Genomic DNA, 15,228 nt, shown 5'->3' with positions numbered 1-15,228 from the left:
AAATGCTATTAGTTTTAATAGATAAATAAAAATTCCTTAAAAATAATACTTGAATAATATAAATATTCAGATTATTATGTACTAATAGTCTTTTTGGTAATTAAAAGAAAAAAAACCAAAAAGAATCTAAAAGAAAAAGGAGAGAAAGTATGGCACAACCTAATTTGCAAACAGAGCAAAAATCACATCCAACAACCTTTCTAAACAAACTATTAGGAAGAGTAGAAGCATTCGGAAACAAACTACCTGATCCTTTTATTTTGTTTGTATGCTTAGCGGTTATTATCGTATTAGCGTCTGTTGCTATTAATAGTATGGGAGTAACGGTGGTCCATCCTGGTACTAATAAGACTCTTCCAATTAAAAGTTTGTTGTCGCATGAAGGCATTCAGTATATCTTAACATCGATGCTGACCAATTTCACTGAATTTAAGCCCCTAGGACTTGTACTTGCTATGATGCTTGGAGTCGGACTTGCAGAAAAAGTAGGTCTGCTTGAAGTGGCCATAAAGAAAACGATTTTAAATGCTCCAAAAGCTCTTATTACATACGCCATCATTTTTACAGGAATTATGGCCAACTTAGCCGCAGATGCTGCTTTTGTCATCGTGCCTCCGCTTGCCGCAATGATATTTTATACAGTAGGAAGACACCCGCTTGCTGGATTAGCAGCAGGGTTTGCTGGGGTGGGATCAGGCTTTACAGCGAATCTTATTATATCCGGAACCGACGGATTGTTATCAGGCATTTCTACTGAAGCTGCTAAAACAATTGACCCAAGCGCTGCTGTCAGTCCTGCAGCGAACTGGTACTTCATGGCGGCTTCTGTATTTGTTTTGACCGTTATAGGGGCGATCGTTACCGAAAAGATTGTAGAACCTAGGCTGGGCAATTATAAAGGAAAAAAACGCAATGATTTTGGTGAAATTAGTGAGGCAGAAGCAAGAGGATTAAAAAATAGTATCGTTGCTACATGTATTTATGTCGCTGTACTAGCTGTTTTCTTATTTTGGCCCAACTCTCCTCTACGAAATGAAGACGGTGGAATTGTTCCCTCTCCTTTTTTAGATGGTATCATTCCAATCACGCTGCTGTTTTTTGTGGTAGTTGGCTCTGTTTACGGAATAACAGTAGGGAAAATCAAAAGTTCTAGAGATGTACCTGCTTATATGACTGATTCGATGAAAGATATGGCTAGTTATATTGTCCTTATTTTTGCGGCTGCTCAATTTATCGCTTACTTTAATTGGACTAATATTGGAACGTGGATTGCAGTAGAAGGAGCGGATGCATTAAAAGCACTAAATCTAACTGGACTTCCAGTTGTGGTTGGTTTTGTATTTTTAACTGTTGTTCTAAGCCTTCTTATTTTTAGTGGCTCCGCTCAATGGGCACTAGAAGCACCTATTTTTATTCCATTGTTCATGCTGTTAGGATACAACCCTGGATTTATTCAAGCAGCATACCGAATAGCAGATTCTTCCACGAATGTAATCACTCCTTTAAATCCATACATGATTGTTATTTTAGCCTTTATGAAAGAATACGAGCCCAAGGCAGGACTTGGCACAATTATTTCACTTATGCTTCCTTATACTCTAGCTTTTTTAGGGATTTGGATTGTTATGTTGCTTATTTTTGCAGTATTCGGTATTCCTCTAGGGCCTGGTGTATATATGTATTTGTAAAGAAAAATCCTCTTCTACTCCAAGAAGAGGATTTTTTATGTCAGAAACTCTAACACGAACAAAAAATAGTTCAGCTTATGTGTACATAGGAGAATACATAAGAAAAAGAAAACAGGATAAAAAAACAAAAGTTTTCTGAATAAATTTGCAAAAAGTAGTTGCTAAATACATATAAATCAAATATGATAGTAAACATAACAATAGATGTTATATAATCTAACATTAAATTTAGGGGTTATTTATTCGTACTTAAGGGGGAAATCATCATGCAAATGGGCGATTCAGTATTTATGTTTTTTTCAGCATTATTGGTTTGGATTATGACACCAGCTATTGCATTGTTTTACGGGGGCATGGTTCGAAGTAAAAACATGTTAAGTACCGCGATGTATAGCGTAGGTTCCTTAGCTGTTATATCCGTTCTTTGGATAGTAGCAGGCTATTCGTTAGCTTTTTCGACCGGTGGCAATGCTTTTATTGGTAACTTGGACTGGGTAGGATTAAAAGGAGTCGGATTCACTCCAAACGGGGACTACAGTGCTACGATCCCGCATAATATGTTTATGATGTTTCAGCTGACATTTGCTGTACTAACAGTAGCTATTATCTCTGGGGCTTTTGCAGAGCGCATGAAGTTTTCAGCATTTATCTTATTTGCTATCCTATGGTCATTATTTGTATATGCACCAGTTGCACACTGGGTTTGGGGAGTTGGCGGATGGCTTCGTGAACTAGGAGCTATTGACTTTGCCGGAGGAAACGTCGTTCACATTTCGTCAGGTGTAGCAGGATTAATTCTAGCTCTTGTTGTTGGAAAACGAAAAAATGCCGATGCCGCAGCACCTCACAATTTACCGTTAACTCTTTTAGGCGGAATGCTGATTTGGTTCGGGTGGTTTGGTTTTAACGTTGGAAGTTCTTTAACTATTAACAGCGTTGCAATGACGGCTTTTATTAACACGAATACAGCGGCAGCAACAGGAATTATCGGCTGGCTTGTAGTAGAGTGGATTATCAATAAAAAACCTACGCTGCTTGGAGCCGTTTCGGGAGCGATTGCTGGACTTGTAGCTATTACACCAGCTTGTGGATTCGTTACACCGTTTGCCTCTATTGTAATAGGTTTTATCGGCGGTGCAGTTTGTTTCTGGGGTATCTTCTCACTTAAAAAGAAAATCGGTTACGACGATGCGTTAGATGCATTTGGTCTTCACGGTATTGGGGGGACGTGGGGAGGTATTGCAACAGGTTTATTTGCCACAACTTCTGTAAATGACGCTGGTGCGAATGGTTTATTCTACGGAGATCCAAGTCTACTTTGGAAACAGCTGGTTGCTATCGTAGCAACATACCTATTTGTCGGTATTGCTACCTTCATTATCGTTAAAGTGGTTGGATTAATCGTATCTCTGCGTGCGACACAAGAAGAAGAAACGCTTGGGCTTGATATTACGCTGCACGGTGAAAGAGCGTATCACGAATCGAATATGTAAAAGGGGTGGGCACAGTGAGTGATGTTTTAACAAAAATTGAAATTATTACACGCCCTTCAAAGTTTGAAGAGCTTAAGCAAGAACTGGCGAAAATCGGCGTTAGCGGTATTACAGTTACGGATGCACTGGGGTGCGGGTTGCAAAAAGGCATTACGGAGCTTTATAGAGGCGTTAAAAAACAAGACAATATGCACGCACGAATTAAAGTAGAAATTGTAGTGTGCGAAGTTCCGGTAGCTGACGTTGTTGATAAAGCAAGAAAAGTACTAAATACAGGTCAGCCTGGAGATGGGAAAATATTTATCTATGAATTAAAAAATGCGATTAAGATCCGAACGGGGGAAGAGGGATCACAGGCATTACGAAATAATAGTTAAACTTAGGGAGAAAGAGAAAACAAAGGGTCATATAAAAGGTGCATACTCTGCACCTTTTTTTAGATTGAATAGTTACACGGCATGTTTCCTTACGGTGACATGCTTTTTTGTTATATATATAGCCAAAAAGTATATCGCAAAAAATAAGTGAATATAATTAAAATTATTTTTATAAAATTAAGAAAATTATAAAAATATGTGTCATTATTACTGACAAGTTTGGTGAAATACTGCTGTTTATCCTTTTATAATAGTAAAAAATAACTATATTTTTACTATTTTTAGTTTCTCTTTATATATGAGAGCGAATCTATTATGAAAGGATGTGAAAAAAGATGTACATAAACAGCAAGCTGTTTCACCGTTTTCAGAAATGACATTTGTTGCAAAGATAAAAAGCGTTCTAGACGCGAACAAAGGGAGGGAAAATCGTTATAAAAGACTAGCCGCTATTAAGCGTTTTATAACGATTACTACATGCTAAGTAAAAAAATGTTATCTATTTTAGCAACAATGGTCTTATCGGTAGGGTTTGTAGCTGGCTGTGAGAGCAACAGTACATCGGGAGAAGATAAAGGCAGCAATGTTATTAAAATTGCTACGCAAAGCCCTTTGTCAGGAGGTAGTGCGACATTAGGTGAAGCAATCAAACTGGGAGCTCAGTTAGCTCTTGATGAAGAAAAAGACACGTTTAAAAAATTAGGATATAAACTTCAGCTTGTACCTTATGACGACCAAGGCGACCCGAAAAAAGGCGTAGCGAACGCTCAGTTAATCGGATCCGATAAAGCCGTCTATGGAGTGATAGGACATTTAAACTCAGGGGTTACCATTCCTTCATCTGAAACGTATGAGAAATATTCAATTCCAATGATTTCTCCTGCAAGTACAGCAACGGACGTAACAGACCGAAAGTTAAAAACGGTTAACCGCATTGTAGCGCGCGATGACTTCCAAGGGCCTGCAGGAGCTGAATATGCTGTTAAAGAGTTGAAAGCAAAAAATATTTTTGTCATTCAAGATAAAACAGCTTACGGACAGGGGCTTGCAGGCGCTTTTAAAACAGCAGCTGAAAAAGAAGGAGCAAAAATTGTTGGATTTGAAGGAATTACGGTTGGAGAAAAAGATTTTAACGGTGTGTTAAATCAAGTCTCTAAAGAAAAGCCGGATCTCGTTTATTTTGGTGGTCTTTATGCAGAAGGCGGACTTTTAATTAAACAAGCTCGTGACAAAGGAATTACCGCTAAGTTTATGGGAGGGGATGGCTTAGACTCATCAACTTTAGTTGATATTGCCGGAGATGCTGTAAAAGATACGTATCTTACGTCAGTAGCAGGCGATGCTTCCAAGACGCAATTCGCTAAAGATTATGAGAAGAAATTCAATAAAAAAGTAGAGTCATATTCTGTATACGGGTATGATTCCATGAAAGTTATGCTTCAAGGTATTCAAAAAGCAATTGAAGACAATGATAAAAAGCTTCCTTCTCATGAAGCAGTACGTGACGCCGTACGCGGTATTACAGAATATAAAGGAGAACTTACGCAGGTAGGATTTGATGAGAAAGGAGACAATAAATACGCTAAAATCTTTATCTATAAGTTTGACGCTCCTTCATACCCAGCTAAATTAGAAGGAGAAATCTCACAGTAAACCTTAGAAAAGAAAGGTATGGATGTTCCGTACCTTTCTTTTCTTAAAATCGATTTTATAGGACGAAAGGGACGAGGTTATATGTTTGCTCATATTATACAAACGCTGCCGCAAGTGTTAATTGACGGACTAACATTAGGAGCTGTATATGCAATTATTGCCCTAGGTTATACGATGGTATATGGCATTTTAGAACTCATCAATTTTGCACACGGCGAAATTTTTATGTCAGGTGCCTTTATCGGAACCGCTATTTTAATAGGGTTAACAGGCGTAGGTTGGATTGCAGCTTTTCCGGCTGTTGTGACGTTAATTTTAGTTCTTCTTATTACGAGTGTTGCAACTGGGTTTCTTGGTATGGGAATTGAAAGAGTGGCTTACCGCCCTCTGCGCAAGTCTTCTAAACTGATCACACTTATTACAGCTATCGGAATGTCATTTCTATTACAGGACTTTGTGCGCTTCATTACGGAACTTAAGAATGGTAACTATATTGTTAATACCCCAGCTTTATTTTCAGGCAAAGTATCGGTTAGCGCCTCTTCTCTTTCATCATCATTTGATGATGCTACATTTAAAGTAACGTTTATCGTAGTGTTAATTGTTGCTCTTTGCTTAATGATCGGACTTGAAATTTTTGTCAATCGGACCAAATGGGGAATGGCAATGAGGGCTGTAGCCCAAGATCCCGATACAGCTTCACTCATGTCCATTAATGTAAACAAAGTTATTTCTCTTACTTTCTTTATTGGTTCGGCTCTAGGAGGCGCAACCGGTGTGTTATTTGCGCTTCATTACGGAACAATCGATCCTTACATTGGGTTCATATTAGGATTAAAGGCTTTTACAGCAGCTGTTTTAGGGGGAATAGGCAATATACGAGGCGCAATGTTTGGAGGGCTAATGCTTGGCATCCTTGAAATGTTTGCAGCTGCGAATTTATCAACAATCACCGGCAATATTTTAGGAGCAGAGTATAAAGATGTATTTGCATTTGCCATTTTGATTTTGGTGTTAATTTTTAAACCAGAAGGCTTATTTGGAAAAGCCGTTACAGAAAAAGTGTAGGTGATGAAGATGAAAAAATTAATGAGTAGGCTTGAAGGAAACAAAAAGGCGCAAATTATTCTATTTTTTATATATGTAATTGCAACAAGCGGTAGTTTAATGCTAGCCCAGAAGTCCGTTGTCGCATTTTTACTTCTTTTATTTTCATTATTACTTCTGTATTTTATGTCTCTTTCTACTAAATTAAAATGGCTAATAGCAGGGGTCATTTTAATTGTGCTGCTTCCTTTTTCAGCTAGCCAAGGCCCTGCTTATGAATCCTATATGGAAGTATCTACACTAGTAGGCATCTATATTGCTATGGCACTTGGGTTGAACATCGTAGTGGGATTAGCCGGATTATTGGATTTGGGATTTGTTGCTTTCTTTGCAGTTGGGGCTTACACGTATGGAATTTTCGCGACCAATCAAGCTGCTAATTTTATGCCTTTTGGTACGTATCCATTATCAGGAGAAAGCTTTTGGTTTTTTATTATTGCGGGATGCCTAATAGCCGCTTTATTTGGAGTTCTGCTTGGTATACCTGTGCTGCGCGTAAAAGGAGACTACCTTGCTATCGTTACGCTTGGATTTGGGGAAATTATTCGAATTGTATTTAACAATTTGGATAAACCAATCAATATTACAAACGGGGCAATGGGGCTGTCCTCCGTGACGCCGCCTTCTATTTTTGGGATTAACTTAGTATATCCAAGTCAGTTCTATTATGTAGTATTAGTCATCTTAGCTGCAGTTATTTTTATTGTACGGCGATTTGAATATTCTAAAGTAGGACGATCGTGGAAAGCGGTTCGTGAAAATGAAATTGCAGCTCAGGCGATGGGAATTCACCTTGTCAGAACAAAGCTGCTTGCGTTTGCTATCGGTGCCTCTTTTTCAGGCATGATGGGAGTGGTCTTTGCCGCTAAGCAAACCTTTGTTGATCCAACCAGCTTTACGCTGTTAGAATCTATCACGATTTTAGTTATGGTTATTTTAGGAGGAATGGGGAGCGTTCCAGGCGTCATACTTGGAGCGGCGGTTGTAACCATTCTTAATCTTCAAGTATTAACGGAGCTCACCGATTGGTTTAATCAACTGAGTTTAAACGGGGTTATCTCTATACCGGATGCACTTTCGCCAGCTAAAATGCAGCGATTTATTTTTGGCGGACTTCTTATTCTATTTGCTCTATACAGGTCTCAGGGGTTGCTTCCTGCTAAACAGCCTACGTTCGATTTGAAAGAGCTGAAAGAAGAAGCTGAAAAAGAAGAAATACAGTCCGTGATTTCAACGGCTGAGAAAAACGTCAATCTATAGAGGTGAAAGAAATTGTCTATTTTAGAAGTGAAAAATGTAACCAAGACCTTTGGCGGTTTAGTTGCCAATCAAGACGTAACAATGGATATTCAAAAAAATTCAATAACGGCTGTAATAGGACCAAACGGCGCTGGGAAGACTACATTTTTTAATATGGTGACAGGTGTTTATCAGCCAACCTCAGGTGATATTATGTTAAATGGTCAATCTATAACAGGGCTAAAACCTCACAGCGTATCAAAACAAGGGATTTCTCGGACATTTCAAAACATCAGGTTATTTAGTAATATAACGGTGTTAGAAAATGTGTTAGTTGGGATGCACAACCATTTGAAAGCAACCACTTTTGAAACGCTGTTGAATTTACCTCGAGCAAAAAGAGCGGAAAAAGCAGCTAAAAAAGAAGCGTATAAGCTGTTAGAATACGTTGGGCTAGAAGCTTTATATAACGAAGTAGCCACTAACTTATCATATGGAGCGCAGCGCCGACTCGAAATTGCCAGAGCGTTAGCTACTAGACCCTCACTGTTATTATTAGACGAACCGGCTGCTGGTATGAATCCGCGTGAAACAAAAGAGCTGACGGATCTTATTCACACGATACGAAAAGACCGGGAAATAACCATTTTATTAATTGAGCATGACATGAAGCTCGTCATGGAAATTTCTGATCATATTATTGTATTAGATCATGGAATAAAAATTGCAGAAGGAAACGCTGAACATATTCGTACACACCCGAAAGTGATCGAAGCCTATTTAGGAAAAGGAGCGGCAGAGGAGATAGAAAGAAAGGAGAAAAGCACATGACTCTATTAAAGTTAACTGAAATTGATACCTTTTATGGAGGAATTCAAGCACTTAAAGGAATAACGATTGATGTAGAAGAAGGAGAAATTGTGACTCTTATCGGAAGCAATGGAGCCGGAAAATCTACCACATTAAAGTCCATTAGCGGTCAAGCTCCTGTCAAAGCAGGTAGTATCATGTATAAAGGCACCCACATCACGAAATTCCCTCCTCACCAAACGGCCCGTTTAGGAATAGCTCATGTACCAGAGGGAAGAAAGATCTTTCCTAAGATGACGGTAAAAGAAAATTTAACTATCGGAGCATTTTCACTTTCTAATAAAAAAGTAATAGAAGAAAACATGACTAGAGTACTCACCTATTTTCCAAGATTAAAAGAAAGATTGACTCAAAAAGGAGGAACGATGAGTGGCGGTGAACAGCAAATGCTAGCTATCGGGCGGGCACTTATGATGAACCCTTCTATGCTTATGCTAGATGAACCTTCTATGGGGCTTGCTCCTATCATTGTAGAACAAATATTTGAAATCATTATGGAATTAAATAAAAGCGGAATGACCATTTTACTCGTTGAACAAAACGCTTATCAAGCGCTGCAAATCGCGCACCGAGGCTATGTGATTCAAACGGGCGAAATTATTCTGCAAGGGAAAGGGACGGAATTAATTCATAATGAAAAAATAAAAGAAGCTTATTTAGCTTAAAAAACAAACCGCATCGCGTTTTAACGCTGCGGTTTGTTTTTGTTCACAACGGATGATTTGGATAAAGCAGGTAAGCATTGCTATTATCTGGTTTAGTTTCTTAATTAAGTAGGGAACGTTTAAAATAAGATTATTGAATAAGTGAATAATTAGGCAACTCCCTAGATGAAAGAAATGATTCAATTTAAAGCTTTTTTATAAAAAACAAAAAAAGTTGAAACTTTTTTCATTAAAAAACGTTTATAAAGTAATAGAAAAAAATGGGTACGGTTATTTACACTCAAAAAGGAAGTGAGAGCGTGGCGACGCTGAAAACTAATTATTTGACTGACTTATGCTTAATCTATAGAGAAAGTCAATTTTATGTACTGCAAATACCTAGTTTCTACAAAAAAATGGCTAGCAAATACTTTCAGTTTCAGCCTCAAGAAAAAATTATCGCGTATTTACACAGCTCTTTTATAGCAGGCCTAGATAAAAGGGGAATTTGCTTTACAAATAAGGGGATTTACTGGAAAAGCAGAGGGATGAAAAAAGGAAAAATATTATGGGAAGAGTTCGCTAACATTCAATCCATTACCATTCGAAAAGAAGAAATGATTTGTTTTAATGACGTGGAGAAATTTCAAGTCAATCAAAACGATTACTCAGCTAGAAAGCTAGTATCTCTATTAAAAAAAATCAAGAAATTTATTCGCACTCATTCCCATGAATATATGTGTCAAGACTATATATATCCGTGTGTATCCTCAAAAGAATTAACTTCTATTTGTTCATCTTTTCAAATTCATCAAACCCCTGATCCAAAAGATGTGTTGTCGGTAGAAGGACAGCTATGTGAAGAAGTTGAAAAAGAGATGCGAAACAGGCTCTATTTACCTGCTAAAGAAAAAATTGTAGCTCATTTAAATACATATCCTCTTCAAAAAACCGAGGGGATTACCGTTTGTTCTAAAGGAATTTATTTCTCAAAATCTTTTAAAACAGTTTACTACCCTTGGCACTTATTTCGCCACGTGAGTATTTCAGTGGAAACCGAGGAATTAAAAATTGCTAAAAAACATTCGTTATCTCTCAACTCAGCTGCCGTATCAAGCGGGGAAGTAATGCTGTTTCTCAAACAAATTAAACAGCATGTGCAGGCTTTGCATGAAAAAGAAGTCGATATTAAACAAGATAATAAGTTTGCATGGAAAATGTTAATTTAAAAAACAGGTTACGCGTAATCTGTTTTTTTATTTTGTAGTTCTTTAGAATTATTTATTTGGAATATTGAAAGACATCATACAAGTAAACAAGACTAGAATATTGGAAGTTAAGAAATTTTTTCCATGACTATAAGGTTAATTTTACCAAAATCTCTTTTCTGTTTGGATAATTATGCTAAAATAGAGCTCGAGTTTATTTTAAGGAGCTGACAACAAGATGGAACGTAATTATTCAATTGATTTTATTAAGTTTTTTGCTACAGTGTTTGTGGTTTGTATTCATGTTAATCCATCACATGACGATTTCTTTTTAGGGAACCAGGAAAATGTGCTAGATGTCATTGTTGACACATTTGCACGATTCGCGGTTCCTTTTTTCTTTATTGTATCAGGTTATTTGTTTATGAATAAAATTCAAAAGCATCCAAAGCCTTCTGCATACTTAAAAAAATACACGTGGAATATTTCCAAGCTTTATGCATGTTGGTTCATCTTTTATTTATTGTTTGGTGTAGTTCTGCGCTTATTTCAAAACCACGGAACATTAGCAGAACGAAAAGGTGCAGTAGCTGATTATTTAACATCATCCATCACATTCAAAGATATTTTTTATTATGGAAGTGACACAAGCGGATTTCAGCTTTGGTACTTGATTGCATTAATTTGGGCTGTTGTCATCGTTTTCTTATTTCAACGATGGAAAAAGATTGGCTTATTAATGTTTATCAGCACCGTATTATATGTAACTGGGTTATTTGGGCAGTCTTATTCTTTATTTTTTCCACTTTCTTTTCAAACGAGAGATGCCCTGTTCTTTGGTTTGTTCTATACAGTATTAGGAGCTATGTTTGCCCTTTATGGCAAGCAAATTCTGTCAGTATTAAACGTAAGGCCAATGATTTATTTAGCCAGCTTTTTTGTGTTTTCAGCGTTAGAGATCGTCGAGCGCTACTGGTTGGTTAATATCCAGCACAGCAAGCCCGGAGACTATTTTATTTCCACAATTTTTTTATCGGCATCATTGTTTTTATTCGTATTGAGCAGTCCAAGTCTTGGCAAAAACTCATTCTTTTCAAAGGTTGGGAAAAATTCAGTTGGCATTTATGTAGTGCATATATGTATATTAAATGAGACCTATCGATTGCTTCGTTCTATAGATTCTTCTTTCTTTACAAATAGTGTCGTTGCCTACGTACTTATCGTTCCAGTAGTTTTTTGGTGCTCGTACTATTTATATAGAGGGATTCAATGGACAAAGGGAAAATTACATGTGAAGCCGCACAAACATTCATTTACAAAGCTACAGCATAAATAAAAAGAGCTGGCTAACTAAGCCGGCTCTTTTTATGATGCAATAGCGTACAAAAGCTGCTTTTGCAGTTGAGGGGATAAAGAAATATTTTGATACAATTCGTAAATATGATGTTCGTTCCGGTGATAACAAATCCAATCCTTGTATGTTCCTTTTAAGAAGATGCGAAAAAACACGATTCGCTTATTCGTGCCGCCTGTTTTTAATTCAATTTTCAAATCATCTGTTTCTAATGTATACTGTACTGTAGAAGAGGAAAGAGCAAGTTTAGTTGTTTTTTTACTTGTTTTAATGAATTCGGCAAGTTCAATGATCTTCATTTTTTTACCTCACTCTATTGTAAATTAGGGGTATCTTATACGTATGATGTGTACAAGGAAAATAGAATCGTTTTTTTATAGCTTAGAAGAATGATCTTCAGCCCCTTCGTTAAGGGATTTGCATAAAAGGTTGACGTTTTCTTTGAATACAAATAAAATGCATATTAAGAAGTATTTCCCTCATTGTAACTACAGAAAAAGAAGAATTAAGGGGGCTCAATATGTTGACTGACTTAGTTGTAAGTCAAAAAGTAGTCAAGGTAAATGAATTTACTGTTGTAGGAGTGCCTATTCGAACAGATGAACCTGTGGAAGAAACGGGCACAGGTCTTATTCCTGAGCACTGGCAGACTTTTTATAAACAACAGTTAGCTAATAAAATCGCCAATAAAGTAAATGGCAATACATTTGCTCTTTATACAGAATTTGAATACAATCAAAAAATGGATTTTACATTTGCTCTCGGATATGAAGTTTTACCCGGCGGCGAACTGAAAGATGATATGAGAGAGTTCATCATCCCAGAAGGTGAATACATGGTGTTTACAACAGCTGTTGGGCCAGCTAGACAGGTAGTCGTAGAGGCTTGGGCTTATATTCGCGAGTGGGCTAAAAAAAATCATCGTGCCTATAAAATAGATTTTGAATTATATGATGAACGCTGTATTGATCCTGAATACAGTCAAGTCGATATTTATGTTTCAATTTAATAGCTAGTTTTGCTAAGTAGTTAAGATGCAGAGAAGCGTTTTTTGCTGCGTTCTTACTTTTGACGATAGGAATACAAAAGGGGTTTAGCGAGAGTGATCAGCAACGATTTATTACAAGCTTTAAAAGACGGATATAAACAGAGAATTAAATGGGTACTTATAAGTCAAATGGCACTGTTCATCACCGTAGCAGTCATACTTGTATCAAATTTTGTCACTAAATTTTCGTTTAACCAATTAAGCTTTATTTTTGTTATGGTTAGTATAAGTTCGCTGTTATCAGGGGTAGAGCACGTATTGTTAAAACGTGAGAAGTGGCAATGGATTTTTGATTTTATTTTAGCTGCTTTTTTTATTGGTTTATCTATTTTTTTACACCGTTAAAGCGCCTGATTCAGCGCTTTTTTATTTTGGGCAGCTCCGCACGCAATGTTCGGACCTTTCTAGTATAAACAAAACAAAAATACGTATTTATGACGAAAATAGTCAGAAAATTTAGTAAAAAAGTCTTGTATCTTGTCTTTATTTCGATTATGATAAGTTTACACCCTTCGTATTCACTTCTTTGGATGTCAGTACCTCTATTTTTACACTACAGAAAAGAGGTGAAGCCATTTCTTCAGTTTTCCTGCTAGCCTGCATACTAACCCTTTTAGCTATTTTATTTAGTAGCAACTACCCTCAAAATTAAAGGAGAGATCCGCGCTTATGTCAAAAGCTCCTGTAAAAAACGATATTGAACTTCAACTATCTGAAACGCATTTTTTCCAACTGCTTGATTTAATTTATTTAGGTAACTGGATGGTCACAGCATGTTCTGGAGTGGAAGATGAGCATGCACAAGAATATACGGATGTAGAAAAACAAATGTTTTCTCATGCAGAGCCTTTCCTTGAAAAAGGACCTTTTCACACGCTAAATAATGAGGTTATGTTTACAGAAGAACATGAAGATTCTCTTCAAGATATTATTGGAGAATACGATAACGAAGTGTTTTGGGAAGCGCTAGCCTATCGCATGGCTAAACGAGATGTGATAGAACAAATAGGACCCATTAAAGAAATAAAAAATGAAGTTTTTATGCAAATTTTTCATCGAGAAATGGAGTATATACGAGAGTTTGAGACAAATGGAATTAAACGAATAACCATACCGCCTTTGCAGTAAAGGAGACAAATCGGCTTTCAAACTTGAAGGCCGATTTGCTGTTAAGCTGAAGCTTTTCTATTCCGTCTGAGAGGCGGGAAAGATCGATATGTAAAGCTCCGCCATAACCATTCACACGGACCGTAATAGAAATAATAAAGCCACCACTTGTTACAAAAAAGCTGGAGTGTATATATAATGAGACAAATAATCGTGCTTTCTGTTAAGGTAAGAGTTCCGTATAAACCAAAGGATCGAACCATCCACAGGCAAATTAAAGTTTGGCTAAGGTAAGTTGTTAATGCCATTGTTCCACTATACTTAAAAAGACCCAGCATCGAAGCGTAAGGAGAAAATTGCAGGAATAACAGTAAGGTGGTAAGATAAAAAAAACATAGAAAAATGCCGCTCAAACTTGTAAAAAGGTGAATGGCCGCCTGCTGATAGAGTCCATATTTTAAAATTTCTAGTTTTAAGATAGCAAGAATCATAGTTAAAGTAAAACCCGCTGCGCCTGTTATTGACTGAATTTTCTTAACAAAAGAACGGTTTTGTTCGATATTATGTACTAATCCTTTTTTAGCGGTATATAAGCCAAATAAAAACATAGAAAATACGGGAAAGATAGAAAACGGTAGATTTAATAGCATAGGTACCACTTCAACCTTCAAACGATAAAACATCCAAGATAAATAGTCTGCTTGTCTGTAGGTGGATAAATATTGGACTAAGGCATGTTCATGTAAAACTTTATACTCCCGCTGAGCCTCCTGCAGGACGTGGGCTGGAGTGAAAAACTGGATGCAAGCCAAAAGATAAAAAAAGCATAGCAAGCCTATCGCCCACAGCAAAATTGTTTTGGTTTTTCGATTATAAAAAAACAACATTAAAAAACCGCCAATAGCATACACATGCAAAATGTCTCCATACCAGAAAAAGACAAGATGAAAAAGCCCGATTAATAACAAAGAAGCCATTCTTCTGGACCATAAAGCAGCGGCAAAGTAATGCTTTTCTTCAGCTCTATGCAAAAAGATTCCGCATCCAAGTCCAAATAAAAAAGAAAAAATCGTAAAAAACTTTCCTTGAACAAACAGCAGCAGGAATAAATCAATATAAGCATCGATTCCTTTATATTCATAAGGAATATCGTACAGCTGAAAAATAAATATCGGCGAAGCAAAAGCAGGGATATTTACTAAGAAAATGCCTAGCAAAGCAATGCCCCGAATAATATCAAGAACAACAAGGCGTTCGTTAAGGGGAAGTGGAAAAGGCTTCATCACTGGCGCTCCTTTTTGTTAGATATGTACATCTTAACACGACAGTGGCGAAAAAATAGGTGGGAATATAAAAAAATAAGCGGAAAGATTCATAGCTTTATGAACAAAAAAGTTGGATAATAATGGTATGGTTATCCATATCAAATACGAAAGGTGG

General features: G+C 36.9%; 15 protein-coding genes. 13 read left to right on the top strand and 2 right to left on the bottom strand.

The genetic code is table 11. The features are described from left to right. The first annotated feature begins 149 nt into the window (after positions 1 to 149). The 10 genes from ACFX40_RS21905 (at position 150) to ACFX40_RS21860 (ending at position 11,615) form a co-directional block, all read left to right on the top strand. Positions 150 to 1,688: an AbgT family transporter gene (locus ACFX40_RS21905; RefSeq protein WP_263034050.1), complete on the top strand. Its 1,539-nt coding sequence runs from the start codon at positions 150 to 152 to the stop codon at positions 1,686 to 1,688. 266 nt (positions 1,689 to 1,954) lie between these two features. After that, a complete protein-coding gene (locus ACFX40_RS21900; RefSeq protein WP_013057612.1) occupies positions 1,955 to 3,181 on the top strand; it encodes an ammonium transporter in 1,227 nt (408 codons plus the stop codon). Positions 3,182 to 3,195: 14 nt separating this feature from the next. Then, entirely contained in the window at positions 3,196 to 3,558 is a 363-nt protein-coding gene (locus ACFX40_RS21895) for a P-II family nitrogen regulator (protein ID WP_028409080.1), read from the top strand. Between the two features lie 477 nt (positions 3,559 to 4,035). Continuing rightward, positions 4,036 to 5,211: a branched-chain amino acid ABC transporter substrate-binding protein gene (locus ACFX40_RS21890; RefSeq protein ID WP_377256300.1), complete on the top strand. Its 1,176-nt coding sequence runs from the start codon at positions 4,036 to 4,038 to the stop codon at positions 5,209 to 5,211. 81 nt (positions 5,212 to 5,292) lie between these two features. Beyond that, positions 5,293 to 6,279 carry a branched-chain amino acid ABC transporter permease gene (locus ACFX40_RS21885; protein ID WP_026106630.1) on the top strand — a complete coding sequence of 329 codons (987 nt, stop codon included), beginning with the start codon at positions 5,293 to 5,295 and terminating at the stop codon, positions 6,277 to 6,279. Positions 6,280 to 6,288: 9 nt separating this feature from the next. Next, on the top strand, positions 6,289 to 7,578 hold the full coding sequence (locus ACFX40_RS21880; protein WP_098248179.1) for a branched-chain amino acid ABC transporter permease: 1,290 nt from the start codon (positions 6,289 to 6,291) through the stop codon (positions 7,576 to 7,578). A gap of 12 nt (positions 7,579 to 7,590) precedes the next feature. Further along, complete coding sequence (locus tag ACFX40_RS21875) at positions 7,591 to 8,388, top strand: ABC transporter ATP-binding protein (RefSeq protein ID WP_060746891.1); 798 nt, start codon at positions 7,591 to 7,593, stop codon at positions 8,386 to 8,388. Continuing rightward, complete coding sequence (locus ACFX40_RS21870) at positions 8,385 to 9,092, top strand: ABC transporter ATP-binding protein (RefSeq protein ID WP_098248181.1); 708 nt, start codon at positions 8,385 to 8,387, stop codon at positions 9,090 to 9,092. Before ACFX40_RS21875 ends, ACFX40_RS21870 begins: the two co-directional genes overlap by 4 nt. 299 nt (positions 9,093 to 9,391) lie before the next feature. After that, complete coding sequence (locus ACFX40_RS21865) at positions 9,392 to 10,300, top strand: hypothetical protein (protein ID WP_028409075.1); 909 nt, start codon at positions 9,392 to 9,394, stop codon at positions 10,298 to 10,300. 217 nt (positions 10,301 to 10,517) lie between these two features. Then, entirely contained in the window at positions 10,518 to 11,615 is a 1,098-nt protein-coding gene (locus ACFX40_RS21860) for an acyltransferase (protein WP_060746889.1), read from the top strand. 29 nt (positions 11,616 to 11,644) lie between these two features. On the opposite strand, the gene ACFX40_RS21855 is transcribed toward ACFX40_RS21860, so the two are convergent. Then, positions 11,645 to 11,932: a hypothetical protein gene (locus tag ACFX40_RS21855; RefSeq protein ID WP_028409073.1), complete on the bottom strand. Its 288-nt coding sequence runs from the start codon at positions 11,930 to 11,932 to the stop codon at positions 11,645 to 11,647. Between the two features lie 221 nt (positions 11,933 to 12,153). On the opposite strand from ACFX40_RS21855, the gene ACFX40_RS21850 reads away from it, so the two are divergent. The 3 genes from ACFX40_RS21850 to ACFX40_RS21840 all read left to right on the top strand — a co-directional run bounded on the left by ACFX40_RS21850 (position 12,154) and on the right by ACFX40_RS21840 (position 13,809). Further along, complete coding sequence (locus tag ACFX40_RS21850; protein ID WP_013057602.1) at positions 12,154 to 12,642, top strand: GyrI-like domain-containing protein; 489 nt, start codon at positions 12,154 to 12,156, stop codon at positions 12,640 to 12,642. Positions 12,643 to 12,735: 93 nt separating this feature from the next. After that, the gene (locus ACFX40_RS21845) at positions 12,736 to 13,026 is read left to right on the top strand and encodes a hypothetical protein (RefSeq protein WP_028409072.1); all 291 of its coding nucleotides are present in this window, start codon (positions 12,736 to 12,738) and stop codon (positions 13,024 to 13,026) included. A gap of 324 nt (positions 13,027 to 13,350) precedes the next feature. Then, positions 13,351 to 13,809, top strand: a complete 459-nt coding sequence (locus tag ACFX40_RS21840; protein ID WP_028409071.1) for a hypothetical protein — start codon at positions 13,351 to 13,353, stop codon at positions 13,807 to 13,809. A 41-nt stretch (positions 13,810 to 13,850) separates the two neighbouring features. Here the strand turns inward: ACFX40_RS21840 and ACFX40_RS21835 are convergent, their stop codons facing one another. Next, positions 13,851 to 15,071 (bottom strand): DUF418 domain-containing protein, encoded by a 1,221-nt coding sequence (locus tag ACFX40_RS21835; RefSeq protein WP_028409070.1) that lies wholly within the window; start codon positions 15,069 to 15,071, stop codon positions 13,851 to 13,853. Between the last annotated feature and the right edge of the window lie 157 nt (positions 15,072 to 15,228).

The sequence above is a fragment of the Priestia sp. YIM B13552 genome (genome assembly GCF_042787775.1).
GTDB lineage: Bacteria > Bacillota > Bacilli > Bacillales > Bacillaceae_H > Priestia > Priestia megaterium_E.
This window is presented reverse-complemented; position numbering and strand designations above follow the sequence as displayed.